Raw genomic sequence first — 24,288 nt, forward strand, 5'->3', positions numbered from 1 at the left:
GGGGCCTTTGCCATCAGGCTGAGCCATGATTTGCGTGGCGCATTTTCGTCAAGAGTGTCTTTCATGTCGACAACTCACCCATTTCCTATACAACTAGACACATCTTATCATAATCCCATCTTTGGGCCACAGGAGATTTGTGAAATTTGCGTGACAGTGCCCCCGGTAAAACCCCGATCTGGAAAGCCATCGCAGACACTCTGCGCAGCGATCTTGCCGAAGGGCGCTATCGCCCCGGTGACAAGCTGCCGACCGAGGCGCTGCTTGCCGAACGCTTCGGCGTGAACCGTCATACCGTCAGGCACAGCCTGTCGGCCCTTGTCGACGAAGGGCTTGTAAGAACCCGCCGCGGCGCGGGAGCCTTTGTGGCGGCAATCCCGACAGATTATCCCATCGGCAAGCGCGTGCGCTTTTATGACAATCTCGTCGCTGCGGGCCGCGCACCCGAAAAGCGCATTCTTCATCTGACCGAACGTGCCGCGACAGAAGGCGAGGCGCGGGCTTTGGGCATCGAAGCAGGTGCGCCTGTCTGCGCTTTCCATGGCCTGTCTCTTGCCGATGGGCAGCCGATCGCCGTTTTCGAAAGCCTTTTTCCATTGTCCCGCCTGCCGCACATCACGGCGACCCTTCAACAGGAACACAGCGTCACAGCAGCGTTGCAGGAAGTAGGCGTTACGGATTACACCCGCGCCTCGACCCGATTGACTGCCGTCCGCGCCACCGCAGCACAGGCGCTGCACTTGCAGGTCAACGAAGGTGATCCGCTGCTACGGTCGTCGGGCGTCAACGTCGACACGCAAGGTGTTGCGGTCGAATACGGTCGCACGTGGTTTGCCGGCGACCGCGTGACCCTGACGCTGGAAGGCTAGCCCTCGTATTTCGCGAGAAACGCTTCGGCGGGCATGGACCGGAAATCGTCAAGTGCCGCGCCCAAGGTCTCATGCGGCCAGTTCCACCACGCCAGCGCGATCAGACGGTCTGCAATGGCACGCGGCTGACGCAAACGCAGCGGTTTTGCAGGAGTGCCCGCGACAATGGTGTAAGGATCGACATTCTTTGTGACCACTGCACCGGCAGCTACCACAGCGCCATGGCCCAAGGTGACTTCGGGTTTGATCATGGCCCCTGCCCCGATCCATGTGTCGTGCCCGATATGCGCAACACGGGATACACGCTGCGCAAAAAATGCATCATCCTGTGTCACACCATCCCAGTAGTCGCCCGACCGATACAGAAAGTGATGGCACGAAGCCGTGTGCAGCGGGTGATCCGTCGCCCCGATCCGGCTGAAGGCCGCGATATTTGCAAATTTCCCGATTTGCGCATTTGCCACGTCGGCATAGCGGTCGCAGTAGGAATAATCCCCGAAATGCGCGTGATTCACGCGGCTTCCCTTCCCGATCTCGACATAGGCCCCGAAGGTGCTGTTCGCGATCTCGCATTCGGGGTGGATGAACGGCTCGGTCGGGGAAAGGCGTGGCATGGTCAAAACTCCGGATCTTCTAGGTTATGGCGAACGGACCTATCCCTATCTGCGGCATCAGTCTTTCTTGCCGATCAGACGACCGCGCAGCCAGCCCGAGAACCAGTCCATGAACATTACCATCAAGATTATCAAAACAATGTAGTAGCTCACCTCTTCCCAGTCCTTCTGGGTCGAAATAGCCTGTGTGAGCAAAAGACCGATGCCACCTCCGACGATCGCCCCGATCACGGTTGCGCTGCGGGTATTGCTTTCCAGATAATATAGGACTTGCGACAACAAGACCGGCGTTACTTGGGGGATCACGCCGAAACGTGCGCGTTGGATCGAACTTGCACCGGTGGATCGCACACCGTCGACTTGCTTATCGTCGATATTTTCCAGCGCCTCAGAGAACATTTTGCCGAAGCTGCCAGTGTCAGTGATCATAATCGCGAGGCTACCGGTCAGCGGCCCCGGACCGAATGCGCGACTGAGTATAATCGTCCAGATCAATCCGTCCACGCCGCGAAAAAAGTCAAACAGGCGGCGGGATCCAAAACGCATGATCCTGCTCGGCGTGAAATTCGATGCCGCCAGAAACCCCAACGGAAAGGCCACGATCGCGGCACCCATCGTGCCAAGGAAGGCCATCAGTATCGTTTCCAGAATGGCCCAGAACACATCACCATGACGCCACATCGAATTAGTCCAGAATTCGGAAACGATGTAGCTGAAATTGCTGCGCACCGGATCGATCCGATCACCAGACAGGGACAACCCGACCAACTCACCGAAAGACTTGCCGTAAAACGGGCTTTCAAGCGTGAAGAAGAACAGCTCCCAACCATAGTCGTATTTGAACACCTCTGTCCGGTTGCGCGTAAAACTGAAACGGCCCTGTTCGGTGGTGATATTGACGCGGGTGTCGCTGACACTCATCCAGTCCGGCGGGGTGTCTTCGGGGAGGGTCAGTTCCAGCTTGCGGCTTTCGTCCGGCGTTACCACCACGTTGCCATAACCGGGAATATCATAGGCCGCACTGCCATCGGCAAGAAAGACCACGGTGTGCCCTTCGCCAAGGTCAATCAAGATATCTTCACCAAGCATGACCCAATCGGGTGATGCCCCCTCAGGGTAGCGTCCCTTGACCTCTCCTTCAATGGCGACTGAGGTTTCGCCTGTCCGGTTGTCGCGGGTCACGTGGGTCTTGTGCGATACAAAATCAGACAGAAGTATGCGCACGTTGTCGAAACGTGCGCGATCCATCAACCCGGGCACGTCAAATGCAAAGAAAATATAGGCAAAATAGGCCAAGATGACCGCGGGGAAAGCGAAGGATATGATTCGCTTGCGCCGGAAGAGCTGTGTGACCTCATCGCGCAAAACGTTTTGCGTCGGGGTTGCATCCATGACAGTCATAGTGCTGCTCCCTTTGTCAGGCGATTGCGGTAGTGGCTTGAAATCTGGTCCACCAGAACAATGGTCAGGAACAACAGCAGGAAGATCGCGATAACCTCGTCATATTTCCCCTGACCCCACTGCATCGCGAGGCGCAGGTCATGCCCGATCCCGCCTTCACCGACGAAGCCCAAAATGGCAGAGGCGCGGATATTGATCTCGAACCGCAAAAGACCGTAGCTCAGCCAGTTGGGCGCGACCTGCGGCACAACGCCAATCAACATACGTTGGGTCCAGTTTGCCCCAACCGAATGCAACCCCTCGATGGGTTTGAGATCGGCGTTCTCGGCCACTTCGGAAAATAGTTTTCCCAAGGCCCCAGTGGTGTGCAATGCAATGGCGATCATGGCCGGAATAGGCCCGCCGCCAAGTACGAAAATCAGGATCAACGCGATGACAATTTCGGGTATGGCGCGCATCATGTCCATCATGCGGCGAAAAACCGGGATCAAACGCGGATAACGCGCCAGACCGCGTGTTGACAACAGTGCAAGCACCACGGCGAAAACACCGCCAAACAGTGTCGACACGGCTGCGATATTCACCGTTTCGATCATCGACGGCAAAAACTCGAAAAATAAGCCCGGTAGGTTTCCGGCTTTGTCGTAGGCCTCGCTGACCACTTCAGCCGGAAAAACGAAAACATTCCCGATCCCATCCCAGAACCCGCCAGCATTGCGGCTGTCTGCAATGTTAAAACCAGATGCAAGCAAGGCCACGAACAAGACCAGCAGAATACCGCCATACATACGTTTGCGGCGGACCATGGCCATATAGGCGCTCTGCCGGTCTGCGATGGGCGTTGACGAAGACAGGCTCGCGTCGGTCATGGCTGTCCCTTTTATTCTTGTGTGAAGGGTGGCCCAAGCGGGCCACCCCATGTGTCAAAATGATATCGGACTGATCAGTTGCCCTGTTGGGCCAAACGCACCGAGATGATGGTCTCGTAGGCTTCGTGTGTGATGGGCAAGAAACCAGCAGTTTCACCGGCCGCCATATTATAGGCGCACTGGGCGTCATCGGCATGGAGCGTCGCCAAGAAATCGACGATCTCGGTTTTCACATCTTCGGGCAGAGCGCGGCGCAGAACGATCGGACCTTCAGGGATCGTTGCGGATTTCCAGATTTCCACGAGGTCGTTCATATCGACCAAACCGGAATCGGATGCCTTGCGCAGCGCACCAGAGTTGTAGCCATCAGCCCAGTCACCCTGACCATCAGCCCAGGTCACACCTGCGTCCACGTCGCCATTGTTCACAGCCACGATGGTTTGCTCGTGCCCGCCGACAAAGCGAACCTCTTCAAAGTAATCGCCGCTTTCCATGGTCGCCCCAACGGCCTTGGGAATTTCGACCGAAGGGATCAGGAAGCCGGAAGTAGAGTTCGGATCGCCAAAGGCAAAGACCTTGCCTGCCATATCTTCCAGCGATGTGATGCCGCTGTCTGCGCGGGCGAAACCGATGGAATGGTAGCCGTAAGAGCCGTCAAGGTTCGTCTTCACCATGACGACGTCAACTGCTTCAGGATCTGTCAGGTAGGTCTTTGCATAGGCAGAGGCACCCAACCATGCCATGTCGATCGTGCCGCCCAGAAGACCCTGGATCACGCCGTCGTAGTCGGCCGGAGTGAAAATCTTGGTTTCCACGCCCAGACGCTCTTCGATATAGGCGCGGACGCATTCGTTGCTTGTCATGCGATCCTGGGCGTTTTCACCACCCAGAATACCGATGCGGAACTCGGTGATTGCGTGGCCGTCTGCAAATGCAGGTGCGGCCAATGCTGTAGTAGCCAGAGCGGCTGCGATAAACTTTTTCATCGGTGTCTCCATGGATGAAGTGTGCGCGCCATTTGGCGCATTGAACTGGCTCAGACGTAGGCTTCGGCCTCGCGAATGGGTTGTCTGTCCAGCGTTTCGATTTCGGTGGAAGTCGCGGCTTCGGAAAAATCCGCACCCGCCCCGTAAATATCGCGCGCCACCCCGGTGGTGAGCTGCTGCGGCGTGCCGTCAAAGACGATCTTGCCGTCGCGCATTCCGATCACGCGGTCACAATAGCGCCGTGCCGTATCCAGTGTGTGCAGGTTGGCAATGACAGTGCGGCCGTCTTCTTCGTGAATACGTCGCAGGGATTGCATCACGACCTGCGCGTTCATCGGATCAAGGCTGGCAATGGGTTCGTCAGCTAGAATGATCCGAGGGTCCTGCATCAAGGCACGCGCAATGGCGACGCGCTGTTGCTGACCACCCGACAGGGCCTCGGCCCGTTTCGGGGCTTGCTCGGCAATGCCAAGGCGGTCGAGAATTTCGATTGCTTTGTGAATATCGGACTGGGGATAGAGGTTGAACATCGTCGCCATCGTAGAGCGGCGGTTCAGCGTGCCGTGCAGGACGTTGGATACCACATCCATACGTGGGACCAGATTGAACTGCTGAAAGATCATGGCGCAGCGGGATTGCCATCCGCGCCGTGCCGTACCGCGCAGCGACGTCACGTCTTCCCCCTCGAATGTGATTGCGCCTTCCGATGCATCACTAAGCCGGTTGACCATTCGCAAAAGCGTCGATTTGCCTGCGCCGGAACGACCGATGATCCCGATCATCGTTGGTTTGCCCACGGATATATTCGCAGAGTCTACGGCAGTCTTGTCACCAAATCGCTTGGTCAGGTTTTCAATCGTCAGCATCATCATCCCCACAGCTTCGGGGGACAGATAATCGGTGAACTCAAAACTTCTGTGACGATCCGGATTCAGTTTTGCGACAAACTTGTAAGGGTTTTGCAACGGTTGCCTGCGCATCGAAGCGATGTTCACCATGACACCGCACGACCGCAAAATATCGCTCATACGGCATAATTGTCATAAATCTGTTACATTTTCTGATGGCTGGTTTATGATTGGTGGATGATGGTACGGATCTTATTTCTTACTGCGGCCATGTTCGTGGTGCCACTTGCCGCGCCAGCACAACTGGCGAATGTGGACTGCGACGACAGTGACCGTTTGACCAACATGCTCGAAGATGTGCTGGGGGCGCAACGGCGTGCGTTCGGCCTGCGCGATCCTGAAACCGTTCTGGAAATCTGGATTCATCCACGGACCAGCGAATGGACCATCGTTCAGAACTATGCCAATGGCACCTCTTGCATAGTTGCAATGGGTGATAACTGGGAAGCGCTGCCGGCTGCTCCTGCCTGACGACACCCTGTGCAAGTCGGCCTTCGGTTCATCCAGAGCTGCCGGAAACGTAGGTCGCGCATCGCTGTCTTTGAAATCAGTCGCGGGCGGACTGTAGCCAGTCCACCCGCATTACCCTTCGGGGATGATATCCATGTTTACGGGATATGGGTCAGCTGCAATCGCCGAGGGAGGCGCAGCAACTGGTCGGCTGTGCCATGCCTATCATCAAACGGCGCTTAGCAGTCTCGGCAGGTCTTGAGGCCAATGATGCTGTAAAGCGGACAACTCCCCACAAGGGCCGTCAGCGCGAAAACGGCAGCAACGATGACGGCGAGCCAGAAGAGGATGCCGGTGCCAAGTACATTCGTGCCCACCGCCAGAAACAGCAGCACCGCTGCAATCGCCAACCGCCCGACGCGGTCGATTTTTCCCATATTCGTTGTCATGTCACACTCCATTGCGAATCAATAAAATGATACTCGCATGGCAAGGACCGGCGGTTCGGTGACTAGGTCACCAAACTTGCCCAAGCCGAAACAAGGACAGGTATCAGGCCTGTATGCCAGATGATTTGACCAGCCGTTCGAGGCCCTCTTTGCCAAGCAGGTGGACCTCACCCCGGGACTGCTCGATCCAGCCGCGCCGGTGAAATTCGGACAATGTTCTCGAGACCACTTCGCGCGCCGTTCCCAGTTCTGTGCCAAGGACAGCATGTGTGGCATGGACAACGCCCTTGGTATCCGCCAACTCCAGCAAGCGCGCAGCCAAGCGCACGTCCATGCGCTGAAAAACGATATCGTCGATGAGTGTGAACAGATCGGTGATCCGGCGCGAATAGGCCGTAAAGACAAACGCCCGAAACAACGGCGACTTGCCTACCAGATCGTCGAAAGTCTTGCGCGGGATCGCAACAGCGGTGACATCCGTCTCCGATCTCCCTTCCGCCGAGTAATTCTCGAAGGCCAGCATACAGGCTGTCGTTAATACGCAGCTTTCACCGGCGTGGACCCGGTACAAAAAGACTTCGCGACCGGTTTCGGATTTTTGCTGGACCTTCACGGACCCGTCCAGAAGTAGCCAGAGATTATCGGCCGTTCCCCCCGGTGCAAAAATCTCTGTCCCGGCGGGCACAGCGACAATCTTGCTGCCCGCTTCCAGTTCGGCCCGTATTTCGGCCGGAAGGCCGCTCAGTCCATTGAATTTATCGACCCAGGAATTGTCCATACTCATGTTCCTTTGACTTTGGCCAAGCGATGCGATGACCATAGTATGTATATGTAAATCATGGAAATTGATTGTATCACGCATGGTTATTCAGCAATTCGATCACGGCATGATGACGGTCCGCCAGCTTCGCTTTCTGACTGCCGTCTACGAAACGCAGAGTTTCTTACGTGCCGCCGACATCAGTCACCTCGCCCAATCTATGCTGTTGACCGGTTTGTAAGCGCTTGAGAAGCGTCGGGGTGTACGGCTCCGGAACGTTCGAGGCAAAGTCTGCCCATGACTCCGCCAGGGCGCGATCAAGCCGACAGGAGATGCACTATTTAGGCGGAAGTACACGATTTTGAAGGCCGTGCATCGCGCAGTGCAAGATAACCCATCAAGTTTTGATGCAGGAACCCCTTTCGGGTTTTCAGTCAGTCAGGTTGGCAGATCTCTCCGGCCAGCGCCGCACGGGTTGTGCGCATCGCAAGGGCGACGATGGTGATGACAAGCAAAGCAAGCAGGACGAACCCTGCCACGCGGTAGCCCTCAGCCCCAGTCAGCGCTGCATAGCGAAAGGTTGCGGTCGTCATTGCCGCAAGCGGAAACGAAAGCGCCCAGAAGGATATCGCGAACGGCAGACGCAGCAGGGCCGGCACCTGAACCACCACCAATGCAGTGAAGAACAAGCCAATATTGAAAAGGATATGGGCCACCGCATCGATCCGGGCACCGTTCAATTCCATCCATGCCAGAAAGGCGACAGACGGCGGCGCAATCAAGATCACCAGTGTAGGTCGCAAATTTCCGGGAAGCGGGTCGTGAAAAATCAACCGGTTGAAGACCAGCGTCAGCAGGATGATCCAGAAAAGCAACCCGACCGAGAAAAAATACCAGCCAACCTCTGGCAAACCCAGATGCACCGCGCCCAACGGGACAATCACATTCGCCACTGCAGGAATGAACCATGCGGGCGACAACATGCCCGGACCAAACGCACGATGGGATATCCATGTCGATACGATGACCACCGTCAGAACCGCCTGTATCACCGCCCCCACGATCCAGAACCCGGCTGAAAAAACCGGAAATGCATCTTGTGACAGCAGGGACAGCATCAACAGCGAGATATTCGCAGCCGGAAAAAACGACAGTTTGACCGGATGTTTCCATTCTTCCGCAACCTGCCCCGGATACCGGAGCACCTTGAGTGCGTAGAGGCCGTAAAGCATGACCAAGATGACCAAAGAGAGAATGGTGACGAACCCGGATGTAGCTGCAAACCCTGCGGCACGCAGTGCGAGGGCCAACCCGAAAACACCCATCGAGATGCCAAAAAATGTGATAGGGAAGTGCGCGAGCCAAGGTGCCGGGGCCTCGTTGACCTGCGAAGTATTGGTGGTGCTCATTGCCGGTGACCTCTTGTCAGGAGCTGTTTGTGCAGTGTTTCACACATCTTTCGTGCGCTTTGAACCAAATAGCGATTCAAGCGTGTAGACAAGGATCGCCATGCCGATCGCACCGGTCACGGCAATGCCGAGAAAGACGATCACGTCAACCGGACCGCCAATATCTGCAAGGCGCGACTTTGTCATTACCATCACAAACCAAACGGCGAGTACTGCGCCAAGGGGCATCGAAAGCTGCGCCAGAAAAAATTTCCTCCAACTGACCGACCGGTCGCGAATGAGAACATAGAGATATCCCAGCGTGACCGCTGCTGCGGCCGCAACCATCATCCAGAACAAACCACGCCCGAAGATTTCTTCGAAAACGGCGATCAGGGTTTCAAACGTAAGTTCTTGCATCTTTGTTCTCCTCAGGCCCGGCCACGTAGCATGGCGTTATAGGTTGCTTTGAGCGCAATCTCTTTCATCAGCCAGCTAATCCACAGTTCTTCCAGTGGCGCGATCACGCCGGGGAAAGACGGCACCAGATTGTTATGGTAGTCGAATTCCACCAGCATCGCGCGGCCGATGCGGGTGATCAGCGGGCAGGATGTATAGCCGTCATAGGTCGCTGTTCCCTCACGGCCCTCAATGCCTGCAACGATATGATCCTCGACCACGGGTACCTGCCATTTGACACTGGCGGCGGTCTTGCCCTTTGGCACACCGGCGACATCACCCAAGGCAAAGATTTCTGGATAGCGCAGGTGGCGCAGGGTTTGCATGTCCGCCTCGACCCAGCCTTGATCCACCCATTTGTCGGCCCAAGAGAGGCCGGACCTTGTCACGAAGGCGGGGGCACGCTGTGGCGGAATGACGTGGATATAATCGTAATTCACCTCCTCAGTACCCGTCTCAGTCGCGAAGGTGGCACGTTTTGCGCTTGCATCAATCGCCATCAATGTGCGGTTCATCATCGTTTCAACGCCGCGGTCCTCGAACAGCATACGCACTTTTTCAGCAACGATAGGCACACCGAAAAGCGATGATTGCGGCGCGGCGTATATCATATTCACACGGCCCGCGTTGCCTGCCCGCCGCGCGATATCGTCGATCAGGAACGTATGCTTGAGTGGCGCGCCGGCGCATTTCATCTCGGTTGCGGGGCGCGTAAAAATCCCCGTGCCGCCTTCCTCGGTAAACCGGCTGGCCGCTGTCCATGTCCGCGCGGCGTATTCCGGCCCCGCATAAAGCGCGCCGATGCCGTTTTCACCGACCATATCAAGATTGAAGCCTTCAATGGAATCGTGATCCAGAACCAGCCCCGGTGAGACAACAAGCCAGTCGTAGCCAATCTTGGTGCCACTTTCGGTCGATACCGTCTTCGCTTCCGCATCCACAGCCGCGACGCGTTCGGGCAGCCATGTTACGCCCTCCGGCAACCATTGCGCCGTATCCGAGACCACGTAGCTGGCAGGCTTCAGACCCGTTGCCACCAACGACAAACCCGGTTGATAAAGATGGTTCCGGCGCGGATCGATCAGCGTTATCCGCGCGCCATCAAGGCGACGCACCAGCCGGTTGGCCAGCGTCGTTCCTGCGGCCCCTGCCCCGATGATCACGATGCGCGCCGATGTCTGGACCGATTGCGCATGTGCTGCTGGGTTTTGGAAAACGAGCGCCGACGCGGCACCCCCCGCAACGGCCGCTGCAAGAAATCTTCTTCTATCCATTTTTCCCTCCTTCGGTGAGGACGCGCCGACCTTCGGCACACCGCCACAGCATTACGTTATTTATTGATGACCATCGGTGTCGGTTCATCGACTTCTTCGGCAAGCCAAGAGACTGTCCGGATAGACTGTCGACCGATGCGTGTTTAACGGCTGGGGCAACAAGGCACTTGCCGCCATGTGTGCGCAGAAGACGTTCACGCCGTGTTTCCCAGCTTTCGGTTTGGGGAACATCCTCAAAACGGGCCTTTGCGGATGTACTTGCGCATGAAGCCCGACAGCATGATCAGCAGGTCGGCGACGCTGAAGTGGCTGGCCGAAAAAGAACGGGCCCACGAAGGTCGCTTCGAGGAAAAAGGCGATCAACCCCGCGACGGCAAGAAGCGCACCGAAAATGAAGTGATACATAGATGTCATTGCAGCTTGCAGGCGTGACAGCTCAACAACGTCTCTTTCCATTTGTGCAAGTCCTTTTGCCTTTGGCCAACAAGGAGCCGCTTTAAGCGACTCGTATTATGGTTGTATCGCGGCAATCTGGACTGCGTTTTGTCAAACGGACGGTGACATCGTCACCAAGTAACGGGTTTTTTTACGCACGCCCCCGCAATCAGCGCACTGCGTTGCAGCAAAACACCATGATGTCGCGCAGTTCGATTTATGACCGCAAAGTCAGTAACCTTCCTTTGATGGTGATGCCGCCATTCTCAAGCTGCGGAAACGCATCCGCACCGCCCGATCCAAACTCCCGGACCCATCTGCGCAGTACCGTCGCATGCACGTCCAGATCCCTTGCAGCCTGTGCCACGCGCACGCCGCGCACCGCGACAGGCTGTGCCGCCTCACGCTTAAACTCAGGGCTGAATATTCTTGTCGTCATTGCTGTTCTCCAATCTCATAAACACCTTTATCTCGGCGTCCATGAAACCGGCAGCAGCTCGGTAACCCGCAGGTTGCTCCGGAGTTCGAGGCAATCGATTGATCAGGTCTCGCGGAATGCCTTTGTGAAATAGTCGGCCAGCGGTTTGATCAGGAAATCCAGAGGACTGCGATCTGCGGTCCGTACAAATGCCTCGACCGGCATGCCGGGAATGAGTGTCATATCCGATGGCAAACGCGCTATCTGACCCTCATCAAGCTGGACTTCGGCACGGTAATACGACAGCCCGGATGTTTCATTCTGGAAGGCATCTGCAGACACCAGCGTGACTTTGCCTTCCAGTTCAGGTGTGCGCCGCTGGTCAAAAGCGGAAAAACGCAGGGTCACATTCTGGCCCACGTAGATCTGGTCGATATCCACAATCTCTACCTGTGCCGCGATAATCAACGGACGATCTTGCGGGATCAAAAAGAGCACCGCATCAGCGGGGCGGATCACGGATTGAGGCGCAAAAATCTGCAGGCCGTAGACGATACCGGACACCGGCGCACGGATATCGAGCCGGTCAAGCTGGCGGCGCAGTGTGCGCCGCCGTTCCGACAGTTCCAGTTCGTTGAATTGCAGGTCGCGCAGCCGCGTGATGGCCTCTTCGCGGCGGGTCGAGGACAAACCAAGGATTTGCAGTTCAATCTCTGTCATCCGCTCGGCTGCTTGCGCGGATTGCGCCGTCAGTTCGCCCACCCTGCCCAGCAGGCTCGCCGCTTCGCGTTGCAGCGCCAGCACGCGGCTGGCCTGTGCAAGCCCGCGGTCCAACAGGCTTTGCTGATCGGCCAGTTCCTGCGCGATCAGGTCGCGTTGGGTGGAAAGCGCCTTTTGCTGTGCTGTGATCCCAACGAGCTGACTGGCGATCTGTGCGCGCTGCTGGGTCAGTTGCTCGACAGCACTGCGGTTCGTCTCAAGACGCGCTTGAAGCAAACGCTCTTGTCCCTCCATCAGGCTCTGCGCCTCTGGTGTTCCGGCCTCCAGCAAGACATCGCTGAATGTCAGTGCCGGCGCACCGTCGCGCTCTGCCTCTAGCCGGGCGCGGCGCGCGAGGATCTCGAAAAGCTGCCCTTCAACGACCGCAAGTTCCGATTGCAGCGTTGTCGCATCCAGACGCAAAAGCAGGTCACCTTCCCGCACCGTGTCCCCTTCATTAACGATGATTTCCTCCACGACACCACCGTCCGGATGCTGGACAACCTGTCTGTTCCGCTCAACTTCGATCTGGCCCGATGCGATCACCGCGCCGGATATTTGCGCCATGACGGCCCATGAGCCAAAGCCACCGACAAGGACCAACAGGGTCAGACCGCCAATCGCCATGTGCTTGAGGACCGGCCAGCGCGCCGTGGTATCGGTCGTCATGATACCCCTCCTGCTTTGCCGGTACTGCGTTTGATATCACCATGATTTTTAACTATCTCGGCCAGAACTTCGTCCTTTGGTCCAAAAGCCCGCCGCGCGCCGTTTTCAAGGACCAGTAAGAGATCACATTCCTGAATGGCGGAAGGCCGGTGCGCCATGATGAAGACAACCCTTCCTTTGGCCTTGAGCGCCTTGATCGCCTTGTTCAGCGCGGTCGATCCGTCATTATCAAGGTTCGAATTCGGCTCATCCAGAACAACAATCACCGGATCACCGTAAAGCGCACGCGCAAGACCTATGCGTTGGATCTGGCCACCCGACAATCGCCCACTCGTCGCTGAAATGCGGGTGTCGTATCCATCGGGAAATTTCAGGATCATCTCGTGGGCGTCGGCAGTCTTGGCGGCGGCAATGACCTCGGCATCGTCAGGCGTCATTGACATGCGTGCGATGTTTTCCTTGATCGTCCCGTCAAAAAGCTGCACCCGTTGCGGCAGATAGCCGACATGCTGCCCCAGAACATCAGGGTCATATTGATCAAGTGCCGCCCCATCGAGCCTGATCTTGCCCCCTGCAGGTCTCCAGACCCCTGTCAGCACCCGCGCCAATGTCGATTTGCCCGCACCCGATGTGCCGATGACGCCGACCGCTTGTCCGGGTGCTACGGTAAAACTGATCATACGAAGTGCTGCCTGCTGTTCGCCGGGCGGCACGACGGTGACTTGGTCGGCGACAATTTTGGCTTGCGGTTTCGGGAGTTCAGTGCGCGGTTCATCCGGCGGGATATGACCCAAAAGCACCGAAAGGTTCCGCCATCCTTCGCGCGCGCGCTGGAACAGGGCCCATTGCCCAACCAAGAGTTCGATCGGCGCAAGTGCGCGGCCCAACAAGATTGAACCGGCGATCATGGCGCCCGGCGAGAGTTCGTTCATCAAGACAAGATATGCCCCCAGACCCAGCATCGCCGATTGCAGAAAAAGCCGGAATGACTTGGTCAATGCAGTGAACGTTCCCGACGCATCGGCCGCCTCAATCGTCGTGTCCAGCGATCTGCCACGCGCGATTTGCCAACGGTCAAAGGCGGCCCCACGCATTCCCAGTGAATGCACCATTTCACTTTCGCTACGGATATGCGCGCCCAGTTGTTCAGATGCGAAGCCCGCGGCATTTGCAGCTTCAAGCGGTTTGCGTGTCGTAAGCTGGTTGAGCAACGCCACAAGAAGCAGCACCACGGCCCCAGCGACCGCGAGGATACCCATCAGCGGATGAAAGATGAAGATGCCCAGAAAAAAGAGCGGCACCCATGGCAGATCAAAAAGCGCCATCAGCGCAGGCGACGTGATCAGGCGCTGAACAGCCTCCAGATCGCGCAGGCCGGTTGCCGCCTCACGCGGCGCGCGGTTCAACGTGGTCGCCTTGAGCACCGCACCAAAGACCCGCCGATCCAGACTGGCCTGAAACCGCGCCCCGACGCGACCCATGATCCTGCCGCGTACAAAATCCAGAATACCCATCATGGCATAAAGGAAGGCGACCAAGACCGACAACGCAATCAGCGTCTCGAACGACCGCGAACTAAGAACACGGTCATAAATATTGAGCATGTAAAGCGGTCCGGTCAGCATCAACAGGTTCACGAAAAAACTGAAGATAGCGACCATCCAGTACAAGGACCGACTTTCCTTGCGCGTGGCAATGAGTTCTGCACGGCCTTTCGCTACGTGTTCGTCAGACATGCTCGTCCTCACATTGTATCATTTTTGCACAAAATCTCTTCATGACGCGATAGCGGAAACTACCACGCAGCGTTGCCGTCGAAAGACAAGGCCGGCGCACGAACGAACCGAAAACAATAGCATCTTCGCCTTGTCACCCTGCTATCACAAGCCTCTTTCACAAACGGGCAGCGGCACGCAAAAGCGTCTGAAAGGTCTCATGTGTCGTGTTCGGACTCTGGTACGCCGAGAGTGGACCAATTATCGTCCTTTGGCGGCGCGGGCGGTGGATCACAGGCGCGGCCATGGATATTCACCTTGCCAATGAAGTTGGCCGAAATTGGTGCCGTCACGAACAGGAACACCATGATCAACAGTTCATGCGTGGACGGTTTGCCGATATCAAACGAATGAATGATCGAGGCGACAAGGAGCATCCCGATCCCGATCGTCCCGACTTTGGTGGGTGCATGCAGCCGGGTCATAGGGTCGTTGAATTTCAAAAGGCCGATGGCACCGACCAAAACAAACCCCGATCCGATCATCAGGGACAGGCTCACGATGTAAGTTCCGATAATTTGCGCGGTCATTCGATGATATCTCCCCGCAGGATAAACCGCGCCAAGGCAACGGTTGAAACAAAGCCCAGCATCGCAATCAGCAAGGCCACTTCAAAATAGATCTGCACGCCCTGATGAATGCCCAAGACAATCACAAGCCCCAGCGCATTTATCACCATCGTATCCAGCGCCAAGACCCGATCCCCCGAAGTAGGACCCACAATCAGACGCACCATGGACATGACTTGCCCAAGCGCTAGCGCAAGAAACGTGATCACCACTGCGATATTTAAAATTTGCGTAGCAAATATCATGCGAAAATCTCCAGTAGCCGGGCCTCGTATCGGTTGATGATATCGTCGCGCACTGCATCGGGGTCATCTGTATGCAAGACATGAACCAACAAGCTGTGACCCTGATCCGAAAGGTCGGTCGAAACCGTGCCGGGTGTGAGCGTAATTGTACCGGCCAGCAAAGTGATTGCCTCGGGTTCGCGCAGCCTCAGCGGTACGATGATCCATGCAGGTTTCAGCTTTGCCGTCGGAACTGTCAGCACGATCCAGGCCACCTCGATATTCGCGACGATAATATCCCAAATCACGATGATGCTGTAGATCATCATTTTCCCTACGCTGAAACTGTTTGGCGTGTCAGGCCACCAGACAGAGGTACCCCACGGGATGATGACACCAAGGATGAATCCGAACACAACCATCCCGCCCGAGATATCGTTTTGCAGCAGCATCCAGACGATCGTCAGGATCAGCGTCAAAAGCGGGTGCGGGATCAGCCAATGGAATGCACGTGCCATATCATTGATCTTCCGTAGGTTTGCTGAGTTTGCCCGGCGTATCGACGACGGTCGAAATATAAGGCTCGGGATTGAACAACTGGGCTGCGATTGACGTTGTATAGCGATGCACATGCCCTGCAAAGACAGTATGCAAGACCAGGAGCATGATCAGCCCGCCGATCGCGACATAACACATTTTTCCGGGTGGCTCCGCTTTTGCAATATCCTCCGGCGGCGTCACGCTTTGCGCTTTCCAGAACAAGACGCTACCGGCACGGGCGAACCCGACGATGCTGATCAGGCTGGAACCCAAGACAACAGCCCAGATCCAGACCATCGTATCGGTGCCGAATGCCGCATCAAGCACCAGAAGCTTGCCCAGGAACCCCGACAAAGGCGGCAACCCCGCCATCGCAATTGCAGCCACAAAGAACAAACTGGCCGTGATCGTCGCACCGGCAACGGGCGCTTGGGGTGTCAGCGCAAGGTCTGCGCGTCCGGAACGGACCAGATCGACGATCAGGAAAAGCGCGGCACCCGCGAATGTCGAATGCACGATGTAATAAAGCGCGGCCGCGATCCCCTCTGGTGAAAAGAGCGCGATAGACACCAAGACCATCCCCATCGATCCGATGATAGAAAATGCCACCAGCCGGTCGAACCTTTTGGCCGCCAGTACACCGACCATCCCGATCGAAAGCGAAACCAGCGCAGCGGGCAGTAGCCATGTGTTATGCAACCCCGCCGTGACTTCAAGATCAGGGGGAAAGACCAGCGTATAGACACGAATAATCGCGTAGGCCCCGACTTTGGTCATGATTGCGAACAGCGCTGCGACCGGTGCCGGCGCCTCAGCATAGCTGGAAGGCAACCAGAAATGCAGCGGAACAAGGGCTGCTTTGATTGCGAAGACAAGCAACAACAAGACGGCGGCAACGCGAATACCGACAGTCTCTTCCGGGCTGATCAGCGCCACCCGATTTGCCAGATCAGCCATGTTGAGCGTACCGGTTTCGGCATAGATCGAGCCCAGCGCGAAAAGGAACAGTGTCGAACCGATGAGGTTGAAAAGCACATACTGCACACCGGCGCGCAATCTGACAGTGCCACCGGCATGGATCATGAGACCGTAGGACGCGATCAGCAAAACCTCGAAAAACACGAAAAGGTTAAACAGGTCTCCGGTCAGGAACGCGCCCAGTATCCCCATCAACTGGAACTGGAACAGCGCATGGAAATGCCACCCCCTATCGTCCCAGCCCGAACTGATCGCGTATATCAGCACAAAGAGCGCCAGAACCGAGGTGAGCAGGATCATCATGGTCGATAAACTGTCCCCGACCAGAACAATACCGAACGGGGCCGCCCAATTGCCCAACTGGTAGAGCAGGATCGTTCCATCAGATGTGGCCCAAGCCAAGCCGCCGGAAATCGCGACCAGAATCAAAACACCCGCGATCGAAAACACCCGTTGGATGCCGATATGATAGCGCGCTGCCAGCACGATGAACGGGGCCAACATCGCAGGCAAGATGACTGGTGCGATAAGCCAATGAGTCATGCCGATCCCTCCGGCTTGTCTTGGGATGCGTCGGGTTGATCATCCACATGGTCATCGTCAGATCCAAGGAAGGCCCCCAGAGCGATCATAACAACGACAGCCGTCATACCGAATGAAATCACAATCGCCGTGAGCACGAGCGCTTGCGGCAACGGGTCTGTATAAGTCGTGATGTTGTCACGCAACACCGGCGGCGCACCCACGACGAGACGACCAGACGTGAACAGAAAGACGTTCACCGCATAGGTCAGCAACGAGATCCCCAAAATCACCGGAAACGTACGCAACCGCAGCAAAAGATAAATACCTGCGGCGGTCATGGTGCCGATAGCCGAAGCAATGAGAAATTCCATGCTACACGCCCTCCTGCACGGTTCGCTGAGGCGGTGCATCTCTGGATGGGTCAACATCCATCGGATAGTCGCTTGGGGTGCTCCCACTGCGGCGGGCCAGACGCGAGAAACTCTCGAGTGACAACATCACAGCGCCCACGACGGAGAGGAACACGCCCACATCAAAAAGCGCCGCCGTCGCAAGCTCGAACTTCTCGAAAGGAGGAATACGCACATACATGAAATCGGAGGTCAGGAACGGCTTGTCGACAAACCAAGAGCCGATCCCCGTCAAACCAGCGACAAGCACCCCTGCACCGATCACACCGTGATAGGGATATCTCAACCGCGCGGCAGTCCATGCAAAACCACTGGCCATATACTGCATCACGACCCCGATTGACACAATCAGACCCGCGATAAATCCGCCACCGGGTTCGTTGTGACCACTCAGGAAAATATAGAAACCAACCATCATGACCACAGGCATCATTCCGCGGGTCAGCACAACCATCATCATCGGATGGACGCCACCCGCCTGCGGCTGATCGGGCCTGCGCTTCAAAAGCCGCGCCCCGACAGGCCCGTTTAGCAAAGATACCGTCAAGGCATAGATCAACAGGGCGGCGATGCTCAGCACGATAATCTCGCCAAAGGTATCAAAACCACGGAAGTCGACCAGAATGACGTTCACCACATTGGTACCGCCGCCGCCCTTGTAGGAATTCTCGAGATGAAACTCTGAAATCGCCGTGCCGACCGGATCACGCAGCATATAATAATAGGCCAGCGCAAAGCTTGCCAATCCGCCGGCAACCGCCACAGCGATATCGCGCATCCGCCGCAAGACGGTGCTTTCGACAGGGGTCCGGTTGGGCAGAAAGTTCAGGGCCAAAAGCAACAGGATGATCGTGACCACCTCGACCGTGAACTGGGTCATCGCAAGGTCAGGTGCGCTCAGAAAGACAAACCCGATTGATACCATAAGGCCCACGATCCCGATCAGGATCAATGACAGGAAACGGTTGCGATGCAGGAAGACCATGCCGATGGTTGCCGCAACCAACATGCCCCAGCCAGAAATCAGAACGGGGTCCGCAGCCTGCATCTGATGCATCGGTACGCCGACTGTTCCGGTGACCCATGCGTAGTATCCGGCCACGACGATCACGACGGTGCCGATGGCGGCGTAGCGTGAGAACGCGCCGTTATGAAGCGGCAATATCAATACTTGGGACAGCTTAACAGCGACGGCAACCACGGCCTCGAAGGCCGTCTTGGCTTCCGGCCGCGGCAAGGCATCCCACACACGCAGGGCGGGCTTGAAGACCGCCAGCATGACCAGACCGCCGGTTACGGCGATGATAGACATATAAAGTGCTGGCACCAATCCGTGCCAAAGCTTGAGATGCGCCGACGGCAGGTCTGCCGCCTCGCCAAGCACAGCGGCAGTGACCAGTCTAACGAAAGGCTCTGCAACGAAAGGGGCCACACCAATCAATACCACCGGTATGATTAAAAGCGCAGGCGGCAGCCACATCCCGACAGGCGGATCATGCGGTTTGGCAGGATAATCATCACGCACAGGGCCGAAAAACACATGACTGATCAGGCGGAAACAATAGGCCGCAGAAAACAGCGAACCAACCGTCGCCAGCACAGGAACCAGCAAGGGGCTGTTGAAAAGAACTGTGTGGTTGGCCTCTTCCAGCATCATTTCCTTGGACAGAAAGCCATTGAGCAGTGGAATGCCGGCCATGGACAGGGCCGCAAGCACCACGATCACAAAAGTCACCGGCATCAAGGTGCGCAAACCTCCCAAACGCCTGATGTCACGGGTGTGGGCCTCATGGTCGATGATGCCCGCAGACATGAACAATGCCGCCTTGAACGTGGCGTGATTGAGGATGTGAAAGACCGCCGCCATGGCACCAAACGCCGTTCCGGTGCCCAGCAGCATGGTGATCAGACCCAGATGACTGACCGTGGAAAAGGCAAGCAGGGCCTTGAGATCATGTTTGAAAAGCGCAATCACCGCCCCCAAAACCATGGTCACCAATCCGGCCGTCGTGACGATCACGAACCATTCGGTCGTACCAGACAAAACAGGCCACATTCGTGCCATCAGGAAGATACCGGCCTTTACCATCGTGGCAGAGTGCAGATAGGCCGAAACCGGCGTCGGAGCCGCCATCGCGTGCGGCAGCCAGAAATGGAACGGAAACTGGGCCGATTTGGTAAAACACCCCAGCAAAATCAGAATCAGCGCGGGCACATAAAGCGGATCGGCCTGAATAAGGTCACGGTTCTGCAAAATGACGCTGAGGTCATAGCTTCCCACGATTTGCCCCAGGATCAGCATCCCACCGATCATCGCAAGCCCGCCCATACCCGTCACAGTCAGCGCCATCCGCGCTCCCTGTCGGCCTTCGGGAAGGTGCTTCCAGTAACCGATCAACAGGAATGACGAGAGCGAAGTCAGCTCCCAGAAGATCAGCAAAAGCAGGATGTTATCGCTCAGAACGATACCCACCATCGCGCCCTGAAAGAGCAGCAGATAGGTAAAGAACTCGCCCATATTGTCGGCGCGACTCAGATACTGCCGCGCATATGCGATGATCAAAAGGCCGATTCCGAGGATCAACAAGGCAAAGAAAAATCCCAGTCCATCAAGCATGAGCGTAAAGTTCAGCCCAAGTGCGGGCATCCAGTCGATGCGCGCGGTCACGATGTCACCGGCAATGATAGCTGGCAGGTTCGTCAGCAAGCCGACAAAAGCGGTTAATGTCACGGTAAACGTAACGCCTGCACAGGCGGACCTGCCAGCAGAATTCATCAAGCCGGGAAGCAAAGCACCAAAGAATGGCAATGCGACGATAAAAAAGAGGGACACGGTAACTCCCGAAATTTTAGATGATGAATGTGTGACCAAAGCGGACGGGCTTGAAAAGGGAGAAATGCAATAATTTTGTCTCTTTCGGGCCTTCATGTCTCAGCAAACGGATCAGTCTCGGGCGTTAGGGCTTATTGCGCCAGATTTGGTTCGGCACGATACCTGTACTTGACCAAGTGCGTCTCGAATATCCGCAAGTTATTGATTTCAAGTATGTCGTCCAAGGATCTGGGAGATCGGATGTATGATGAAACTTTTCCGCCCTGAAGCTTGCAGGTCTTGAGCCTCAGACCCGCAGTAGTTGCCTTTTTACCCGACCCGGTCTTGATAAAACGACAGCGCGACCTTGCACATTCCAAAATGCCGCGGGCAGTGTAAGCAAACCTGTCTTGCAAGCTGGATATTTAGAACATAACATGAACATATGTCTCGCCTCACTCTCACTCAAAAGCTCGCTATTCTCTCTGACGCGGCCCGCTATGATGCCTCGTGCGCGTCCAGTGGGACCACACGGCGTGATAGCCGCGATGGCAAGGGGTTAGGGTCGACCGGAGGGTCCGGAATTTGCCATGCCTATGCCCCTGACGGGCGCTGCATCAGCCTGCTGAAAATCCTGATGACGAATTTCTGCATCTATGACTGCGCCTATTGCGTCAACCGGGTGTCGTCGAATGTGCAGCGCGCACGGTTTTCGCCCGATGAGGTCGTGCAACTGACGATCGAGTTTTACCGCCGAAACTACATTGAGGGACTGTTTTTGTCTTCCGGCATCATCCAGTCGCCGGACAAAACCATGGAAGACATGTTGCAAATCGCCAAGCGTCTGCGCGAGGTCGAGAATTTTCGCGGATATATCCACCTGAAAACCATCCCCGACGCAGCCCCTGAATTGATCGAGGAGGCAGGGCTTTATGCCGACCGTCTGTCGATCAATGTGGAATTGCCGACAGACAACAGCGTTAAGGCCTATGCCCCCGAAAAGAACCCCGCGACCATCCGCAAGGCCATGGGCGATGTAAAAGCCCGCAAGGATGTAGCGGACGAACGCAGCTATACAGGCAAGCGCGGCAAGCGTTTTGTTCCGGCGGGACAGTCCACACAGATGATCATTGGCGCCGACAGGTCGAGCGATGCGACGATCCTTAGCCATTCCAGCCGGCTTTATGGGGATTACAAGCTCAAGCGGGTCTATTATTCAGCCTTTTCGCCGATCCCTGATGCCACCGCGACACTGCCCCTCATCAAGCCGCCATTGGCACGCGAACACAGGCTTTATCAGGCGGATTGGTTGTTGCGCTTTTATGGTTTTGGTGTGGACGAAATCACCGCCGCACGCCCCGACGGAAACCTTGATCTGGATGTCGATCCAAAGCTGGCGTGGGCTCTGCAAAACCGTGCAGATTTTCCGGTGGACGTGAACCGCGCCAGCAAGAACATGTTGTTACGCGTCCCGGGGTTCGGCACCCGCACGGTCGGGCGCATCCTGTCCACGCGCAGGCACCGCAGGCTGCGGTACGATGATCTGTTGCGGATGGGGGCGTCGCTGAAGAAAGCAAAGGCCTTTATCACCGCGCAGGATTGGTCACCGGGTGGCCTGACGGACAGCGCAGACCTGCGCGCGCGCTTCGCCCCGCCCCCTGAACAGTTGAGCCTTTTTTGATGTATACCGTTCCCCTGCCCCGCATCGGCACTGATATCGCGTGGCGCGACGCCGCCAAGCGCCTGATCAGCGCAGGCGTTTCCCCTGACGATATCCTTTGGGATTTCGATAACGAGATGGGCGAACTCTTTGCCACAGCCACACCCTTGCCGCCCGTGACACGCCGGATCAAAGCGCCCCAAAGCTTTGTCGAAATGGCGCATTGGGTCGTTTGGCACAAAGACCCGCAACGCTTTGCAAGGCTTTACAGCCTGCTCTGGCGTCTGCGCCACCAACCCGGCCTGATGCAGGACCGCGCCGATCCCGAACTGGCTAAATTGCGCCAGATGGAAAAGGGCGTGCATCGGTGCAAGCACAAGATGAAAGCCTTTGTCCGTTTTCGTGATCTGCGGCAGGGTGGCGACAGACGCAGCTTTGCCGCATGGTTTGAACCAACGCATCACACGGTTGAACCCACCGCCCCCTTCTTTGCACGCCGCTTTGCCGATATGGACTGGATGATCGCGACCCCCGATGTGACCGCGCAGTTTGTTGATGGCAACCTGACGTTCCACCCCGGCCAGCCCAAACCGGACCTGCCCGAGGACGCGGCAGAGGCGCTTTGGGGCACTTATTTCTGCAATATCTTCAACCCTGCGCGGCTGAAGGTCAGTGCGATGACATCCGAGATGCCCAAGAAATACTGGAAGAACCTGCCTGAGGCGCAGCATATTCACGGGCTGATCGCGGGGGCCGAAGCCAAAATACAGCAGATGAGGGATAATGCACCCACCATGCCGCCAGAACGCATGAAGGCTATCCAGAAGCAACTGCGCGGGAAGCGCTGACAAGTCGGCTTTCTTGCGCGCCTTGCGCCCTTAGGTGTTGAACAAAAAGTGCATCACATCGCCGTCTTTGACGATGTAACCCTTGCCTTCCGCCCGCATCTTGCCTGCTTCCTTGGCTGGCTGTTCGCCGCCAAGCGTGATGAAATCATCATAAGCGATGGTCTCAGCACGAATGAAGCCGCGCTCAAAATCGCCATGGATCACACCGGCAGCCTGCGGCGCTGATGTGCCTTCCTTGATGGTCCATGCACGCGCCTCTTTTGGGCCTACGGTGAAATAGGTCTGCAGGTGGAGCAATTCGTAGCCTGCACGGATCAACCGGTCGAGGCCTGCTTCTTCCAGACCCATTTCTTCAAGAAACATTTCAGCCTCATCCGGTTCCAACTGGCTGATTTCTTCTTCGATCCGAGCAGAGATCACGACGTGGGAGTTGCCTTGCGCCGCGGCCATTTCGGCCACCCGCGCAGATTGGCTGTTGCCTGAACCGGCACTGTCTTCTTCGACATTGCAGACATAGAGAACCGGCTTGGTGGTCAGCAGTTGCAGCAGCCTCCATGCTTTTGCGTCGTCCGCATCCACATCGACAGTGCGCGCTGGCTTACCTTCTTCCAATGCCACCTGCGCCTTTTCAAGAAGGCGCACCTGCTGCACAGCCTCCTTGTCGCCGCCACGAACCTTGCGCGTCAGGTTTTGCAGGCGTTTCTCTATGCTCTCAAGATCGGCGAGCATAAGTTCGGTTTCGATCACTTCTGCGTCTTCCACCGGATCAACACGGCCCTCGACATGGGTGATGTCATCATCTTCAAAGCAGCGCAGGACATGGGCGATAGCATCACATTCACGGATATTGGCCAGAAACTGGTTGCCCAGCCCTTCGCCCTTGCTGGCACCCTTCACCAGCCCTGCGATATCGACGAATGTCATCCGCGTCGGAATAATCTGCTTGGAGCCCGCAATCGCCGCAAGTTTTTCAAGACGCGCATCAGGGACAGCCACATCGCCGACATTGGGTTCAATCGTACAGAACGGGAAATTCGCCGCCTGTGCCGCTGCCGTCTTGGTCAATGCGTTAAACAAGGTGGATTTGCCGACATTCGGCAAACCCACAATACCCATCTTGAAACCCATCACGGCTCTCCTTTGTTCCTTTTCGCGCTTCTAGGGGGCGATGGCCAACTGCGCAAGCAGCTTGGGCAAACGCACTCTGCCATTGATTTTCCCTGTGCCTTCAAGCAAACC

25 protein-coding genes and 1 pseudogene are annotated in these 24,288 nt (G+C 56.6%); 6 read left to right on the top strand and 20 right to left on the bottom strand.

From position 1 onward, the window contains the following. Nucleotides 1-146 precede the first annotated feature (146 nt). Nucleotides 147-869 carry a phosphonate metabolism transcriptional regulator PhnF gene (gene phnF, locus R6T97_RS06600; RefSeq protein ID WP_410348499.1) on the top strand — a complete coding sequence of 241 codons (723 nt, stop codon included), beginning with the start codon at nt 147-149 and terminating at the stop codon, nt 867-869. On the opposite strand, the gene R6T97_RS06605 is transcribed toward phnF, so the two are convergent. The 5 genes from R6T97_RS06605 to phnC all read right to left on the bottom strand — a co-directional run bounded on the left by R6T97_RS06605 (nt 866) and on the right by phnC (nt 5,605). After that, complete coding sequence (locus tag R6T97_RS06605; RefSeq protein WP_410348500.1) at nt 866-1,483, bottom strand: chloramphenicol acetyltransferase; 618 nt, start codon at nt 1,481-1,483, stop codon at nt 866-868. The genes phnF and R6T97_RS06605 overlap by 4 nt on opposite strands. A gap of 57 nt (nt 1,484-1,540) precedes the next feature. Beyond that, complete coding sequence (gene phnE, locus R6T97_RS06610) at nt 1,541-2,884, bottom strand: phosphonate ABC transporter, permease protein PhnE (protein ID WP_410348501.1); 1,344 nt, start codon at nt 2,882-2,884, stop codon at nt 1,541-1,543. Further along, on the bottom strand, nt 2,881-3,753 hold the full coding sequence (gene phnE / locus R6T97_RS06615) for a phosphonate ABC transporter, permease protein PhnE (RefSeq protein ID WP_410348502.1): 873 nt from the start codon (nt 3,751-3,753) through the stop codon (nt 2,881-2,883). The genes phnE (R6T97_RS06610) and phnE (R6T97_RS06615) overlap by 4 nt, the downstream gene beginning before the upstream one ends. A 74-nt stretch (nt 3,754-3,827) precedes the next feature. Continuing rightward, complete coding sequence (gene phnD / locus R6T97_RS06620) at nt 3,828-4,739, bottom strand: phosphonate ABC transporter substrate-binding protein (protein WP_410348503.1); 912 nt, start codon at nt 4,737-4,739, stop codon at nt 3,828-3,830. Nucleotides 4,740-4,789: 50 nt separating this feature from the next. After that, nucleotides 4,790-5,605, bottom strand: coding sequence for a phosphonate ABC transporter ATP-binding protein (phnC, locus tag R6T97_RS06625; protein WP_410348585.1), 816 nt, complete (start codon nt 5,603-5,605; stop codon nt 4,790-4,792). 219 nt (nt 5,606-5,824) lie between these two features. Between phnC and R6T97_RS06630 the strand changes: the two genes are divergently transcribed. Then, complete coding sequence (locus tag R6T97_RS06630) at nt 5,825-6,118, top strand: hypothetical protein (protein ID WP_410348504.1); 294 nt, start codon at nt 5,825-5,827, stop codon at nt 6,116-6,118. Nucleotides 6,119-6,336: 218 nt separating this feature from the next. Here the strand turns inward: R6T97_RS06630 and R6T97_RS06635 are convergent, their stop codons facing one another. Both R6T97_RS06635 and R6T97_RS06640 read right to left on the bottom strand, forming a co-directional pair. Then, a complete protein-coding gene (locus R6T97_RS06635) occupies nt 6,337-6,546 on the bottom strand; it encodes a DUF2892 domain-containing protein (RefSeq protein WP_410348505.1) in 210 nt (69 codons plus the stop codon). A gap of 103 nt (nt 6,547-6,649) precedes the next feature. Continuing rightward, on the bottom strand, nt 6,650-7,324 hold the full coding sequence (locus R6T97_RS06640; protein WP_410348506.1) for a Crp/Fnr family transcriptional regulator: 675 nt from the start codon (nt 7,322-7,324) through the stop codon (nt 6,650-6,652). Nucleotides 7,325-7,406: 82 nt separating this feature from the next. Between R6T97_RS06640 and R6T97_RS06645 the strand changes: the two genes are divergently transcribed. Then, complete coding sequence (locus R6T97_RS06645) at nt 7,407-7,547, top strand: hypothetical protein (RefSeq protein WP_410348507.1); 141 nt, start codon at nt 7,407-7,409, stop codon at nt 7,545-7,547. A gap of 193 nt (nt 7,548-7,740) precedes the next feature. Here R6T97_RS06645 and R6T97_RS06650 read toward each other — a convergent pair whose 3' ends face one another. The 3 genes from R6T97_RS06650 to R6T97_RS06660 are packed head-to-tail and all read right to left on the bottom strand — an operon-like array spanning nt 7,741 to nt 10,427. Further along, nucleotides 7,741-8,715, bottom strand: a complete 975-nt coding sequence (locus tag R6T97_RS06650) for an SLAC1 anion channel family protein (protein WP_410348508.1) — start codon at nt 8,713-8,715, stop codon at nt 7,741-7,743. A gap of 39 nt (nt 8,716-8,754) precedes the next feature. Beyond that, on the bottom strand, nt 8,755-9,114 hold the full coding sequence (locus tag R6T97_RS06655; protein ID WP_410348509.1) for a DUF5368 domain-containing protein: 360 nt from the start codon (nt 9,112-9,114) through the stop codon (nt 8,755-8,757). 11 nt (nt 9,115-9,125) lie between these two features. Continuing rightward, a complete protein-coding gene (locus tag R6T97_RS06660; protein ID WP_410348510.1) occupies nt 9,126-10,427 on the bottom strand; it encodes an NAD(P)/FAD-dependent oxidoreductase in 1,302 nt (433 codons plus the stop codon). A 264-nt stretch (nt 10,428-10,691) separates the two neighbouring features. Between R6T97_RS06660 and R6T97_RS06665 the strand changes: the two genes are divergently transcribed. Continuing rightward, the gene (locus tag R6T97_RS06665) at nt 10,692-10,859 is read left to right on the top strand and encodes a hypothetical protein (RefSeq protein WP_410348511.1); all 168 of its coding nucleotides are present in this window, start codon (nt 10,692-10,694) and stop codon (nt 10,857-10,859) included. Between the two features lie 277 nt (nt 10,860-11,136). Here R6T97_RS06665 and R6T97_RS06670 read toward each other — a convergent pair. From R6T97_RS06670 to R6T97_RS06710, 9 genes and pseudogenes are all read right to left on the bottom strand, one after another. Next, a pseudogene (locus R6T97_RS06670) lies at nt 11,137-11,301 on the bottom strand (transposase); the annotation flags it as partial. Nucleotides 11,302-11,403: 102 nt separating this feature from the next. After that, on the bottom strand, nt 11,404-12,708 hold the full coding sequence (locus R6T97_RS06675) for an HlyD family type I secretion periplasmic adaptor subunit (protein WP_410348512.1): 1,305 nt from the start codon (nt 12,706-12,708) through the stop codon (nt 11,404-11,406). After that, a complete protein-coding gene (locus R6T97_RS06680) occupies nt 12,705-14,444 on the bottom strand; it encodes a type I secretion system permease/ATPase (RefSeq protein ID WP_410348513.1) in 1,740 nt (579 codons plus the stop codon). The genes R6T97_RS06675 and R6T97_RS06680 overlap by 4 nt, the downstream gene beginning before the upstream one ends. A gap of 197 nt (nt 14,445-14,641) precedes the next feature. Continuing rightward, nucleotides 14,642-15,013, bottom strand: a complete 372-nt coding sequence (mnhG, locus tag R6T97_RS06685; RefSeq protein WP_410348514.1) for a monovalent cation/H(+) antiporter subunit G — start codon at nt 15,011-15,013, stop codon at nt 14,642-14,644. Further along, on the bottom strand, nt 15,010-15,297 hold the full coding sequence (locus R6T97_RS06690; protein ID WP_410348515.1) for a K+/H+ antiporter subunit F: 288 nt from the start codon (nt 15,295-15,297) through the stop codon (nt 15,010-15,012). The genes mnhG and R6T97_RS06690 overlap by 4 nt, the downstream gene beginning before the upstream one ends. After that, on the bottom strand, nt 15,294-15,794 hold the full coding sequence (locus tag R6T97_RS06695; RefSeq protein ID WP_410348516.1) for a Na+/H+ antiporter subunit E: 501 nt from the start codon (nt 15,792-15,794) through the stop codon (nt 15,294-15,296). The genes R6T97_RS06690 and R6T97_RS06695 overlap by 4 nt, the downstream gene beginning before the upstream one ends. Nucleotide 15,795: 1 nt before the next feature. Continuing rightward, nucleotides 15,796-17,337, bottom strand: coding sequence for a monovalent cation/H+ antiporter subunit D (locus R6T97_RS06700; RefSeq protein ID WP_410348517.1), 1,542 nt, complete (start codon nt 17,335-17,337; stop codon nt 15,796-15,798). Beyond that, nucleotides 17,334-17,690 carry a Na+/H+ antiporter subunit C gene (locus R6T97_RS06705; protein WP_410348518.1) on the bottom strand — a complete coding sequence of 119 codons (357 nt, stop codon included), beginning with the start codon at nt 17,688-17,690 and terminating at the stop codon, nt 17,334-17,336. Before R6T97_RS06705 ends, R6T97_RS06700 begins: the two co-directional genes overlap by 4 nt. A 1-nt stretch (nt 17,691) precedes the next feature. After that, nucleotides 17,692-20,562: a monovalent cation/H+ antiporter subunit A gene (locus tag R6T97_RS06710; RefSeq protein WP_410348519.1), complete on the bottom strand. Its 2,871-nt coding sequence runs from the start codon at nt 20,560-20,562 to the stop codon at nt 17,692-17,694. Between the two features lie 424 nt (nt 20,563-20,986). Between R6T97_RS06710 and R6T97_RS06715 the strand changes: the two genes are divergently transcribed. Both R6T97_RS06715 and R6T97_RS06720 read left to right on the top strand, forming a co-directional pair. Next, nucleotides 20,987-22,222 (top strand): putative DNA modification/repair radical SAM protein, encoded by a 1,236-nt coding sequence (locus R6T97_RS06715; protein WP_410348520.1) that lies wholly within the window; start codon nt 20,987-20,989, stop codon nt 22,220-22,222. Next, entirely contained in the window at nt 22,222-23,049 is an 828-nt protein-coding gene (locus tag R6T97_RS06720; protein ID WP_410348521.1) for a TIGR03915 family putative DNA repair protein, read from the top strand. Before R6T97_RS06715 ends, R6T97_RS06720 begins: the two co-directional genes overlap by 1 nt. Nucleotides 23,050-23,079: 30 nt before the next feature. Here R6T97_RS06720 and ychF read toward each other — a convergent pair whose 3' ends face one another. Beyond that, nucleotides 23,080-24,177, bottom strand: coding sequence for a redox-regulated ATPase YchF (ychF, locus tag R6T97_RS06725; protein WP_410348522.1), 1,098 nt, complete (start codon nt 24,175-24,177; stop codon nt 23,080-23,082). Nucleotides 24,178-24,288 lie beyond the last annotated feature (111 nt).

Source organism: Yoonia sp. (genome assembly GCF_046498525.1).
Lineage (GTDB): Bacteria > Pseudomonadota > Alphaproteobacteria > Rhodobacterales > Rhodobacteraceae > Yoonia.

What these genes read in the sequence shown, in the direction of transcription:
- R6T97_RS06605 (WP_410348500.1), bottom strand. Translation starts at nt 1,483, where the DNA reads ATGCCACGCCTTTCCCCGACCGAGCCGTTCATCCACCCCGAATGCGAG.
- phnE (WP_410348501.1), bottom strand. Translation starts at nt 2,884, where the DNA reads ATGACTGTCATGGATGCAACCCCGACGCAAAACGTTTTGCGCGATGAG.
- phnE (WP_410348502.1), bottom strand. Translation starts at nt 3,753, where the DNA reads ATGACCGACGCGAGCCTGTCTTCGTCAACGCCCATCGCAGACCGGCAG.
- phnD (WP_410348503.1), bottom strand. Translation starts at nt 4,739, where the DNA reads ATGAAAAAGTTTATCGCAGCCGCTCTGGCTACTACAGCATTGGCCGCA.
- phnC (WP_410348585.1), bottom strand. Translation starts at nt 5,605, where the DNA reads ATGCTGACGATTGAAAACCTGACCAAGCGATTTGGTGACAAGACTGCC.
- R6T97_RS06630 (WP_410348504.1), top strand. Translation starts at nt 5,825, where the DNA reads ATGATGGTACGGATCTTATTTCTTACTGCGGCCATGTTCGTGGTGCCA.
- R6T97_RS06635 (WP_410348505.1), bottom strand. Translation starts at nt 6,546, where the DNA reads ATGACAACGAATATGGGAAAAATCGACCGCGTCGGGCGGTTGGCGATT.
- R6T97_RS06640 (WP_410348506.1), bottom strand. Translation starts at nt 7,324, where the DNA reads ATGGACAATTCCTGGGTCGATAAATTCAATGGACTGAGCGGCCTTCCG.
- R6T97_RS06645 (WP_410348507.1), top strand. Translation starts at nt 7,407, where the DNA reads ATGGTTATTCAGCAATTCGATCACGGCATGATGACGGTCCGCCAGCTT.
- R6T97_RS06650 (WP_410348508.1), bottom strand. Translation starts at nt 8,715, where the DNA reads ATGAGCACCACCAATACTTCGCAGGTCAACGAGGCCCCGGCACCTTGG.
- R6T97_RS06655 (WP_410348509.1), bottom strand. Translation starts at nt 9,114, where the DNA reads ATGCAAGAACTTACGTTTGAAACCCTGATCGCCGTTTTCGAAGAAATC.
- R6T97_RS06660 (WP_410348510.1), bottom strand. Translation starts at nt 10,427, where the DNA reads ATGGATAGAAGAAGATTTCTTGCAGCGGCCGTTGCGGGGGGTGCCGCG.
- R6T97_RS06665 (WP_410348511.1), top strand. Translation starts at nt 10,692, where the DNA reads ATGAAGCCCGACAGCATGATCAGCAGGTCGGCGACGCTGAAGTGGCTG.
- R6T97_RS06675 (WP_410348512.1), bottom strand. Translation starts at nt 12,708, where the DNA reads ATGACGACCGATACCACGGCGCGCTGGCCGGTCCTCAAGCACATGGCG.
- R6T97_RS06680 (WP_410348513.1), bottom strand. Translation starts at nt 14,444, where the DNA reads ATGTCTGACGAACACGTAGCGAAAGGCCGTGCAGAACTCATTGCCACG.
- mnhG (WP_410348514.1), bottom strand. Translation starts at nt 15,013, where the DNA reads ATGACCGCGCAAATTATCGGAACTTACATCGTGAGCCTGTCCCTGATG.
- R6T97_RS06690 (WP_410348515.1), bottom strand. Translation starts at nt 15,297, where the DNA reads ATGATATTTGCTACGCAAATTTTAAATATCGCAGTGGTGATCACGTTT.
- R6T97_RS06695 (WP_410348516.1), bottom strand. Translation starts at nt 15,794, where the DNA reads ATGGCACGTGCATTCCATTGGCTGATCCCGCACCCGCTTTTGACGCTG.
- R6T97_RS06700 (WP_410348517.1), bottom strand. Translation starts at nt 17,337, where the DNA reads ATGACTCATTGGCTTATCGCACCAGTCATCTTGCCTGCGATGTTGGCC.
- R6T97_RS06705 (WP_410348518.1), bottom strand. Translation starts at nt 17,690, where the DNA reads ATGGAATTTCTCATTGCTTCGGCTATCGGCACCATGACCGCCGCAGGT.
- R6T97_RS06715 (WP_410348520.1), top strand. Translation starts at nt 20,987, where the DNA reads ATGTCTCGCCTCACTCTCACTCAAAAGCTCGCTATTCTCTCTGACGCG.
- R6T97_RS06720 (WP_410348521.1), top strand. Translation starts at nt 22,222, where the DNA reads ATGTATACCGTTCCCCTGCCCCGCATCGGCACTGATATCGCGTGGCGC.
- ychF (WP_410348522.1), bottom strand. Translation starts at nt 24,177, where the DNA reads ATGGGTTTCAAGATGGGTATTGTGGGTTTGCCGAATGTCGGCAAATCC.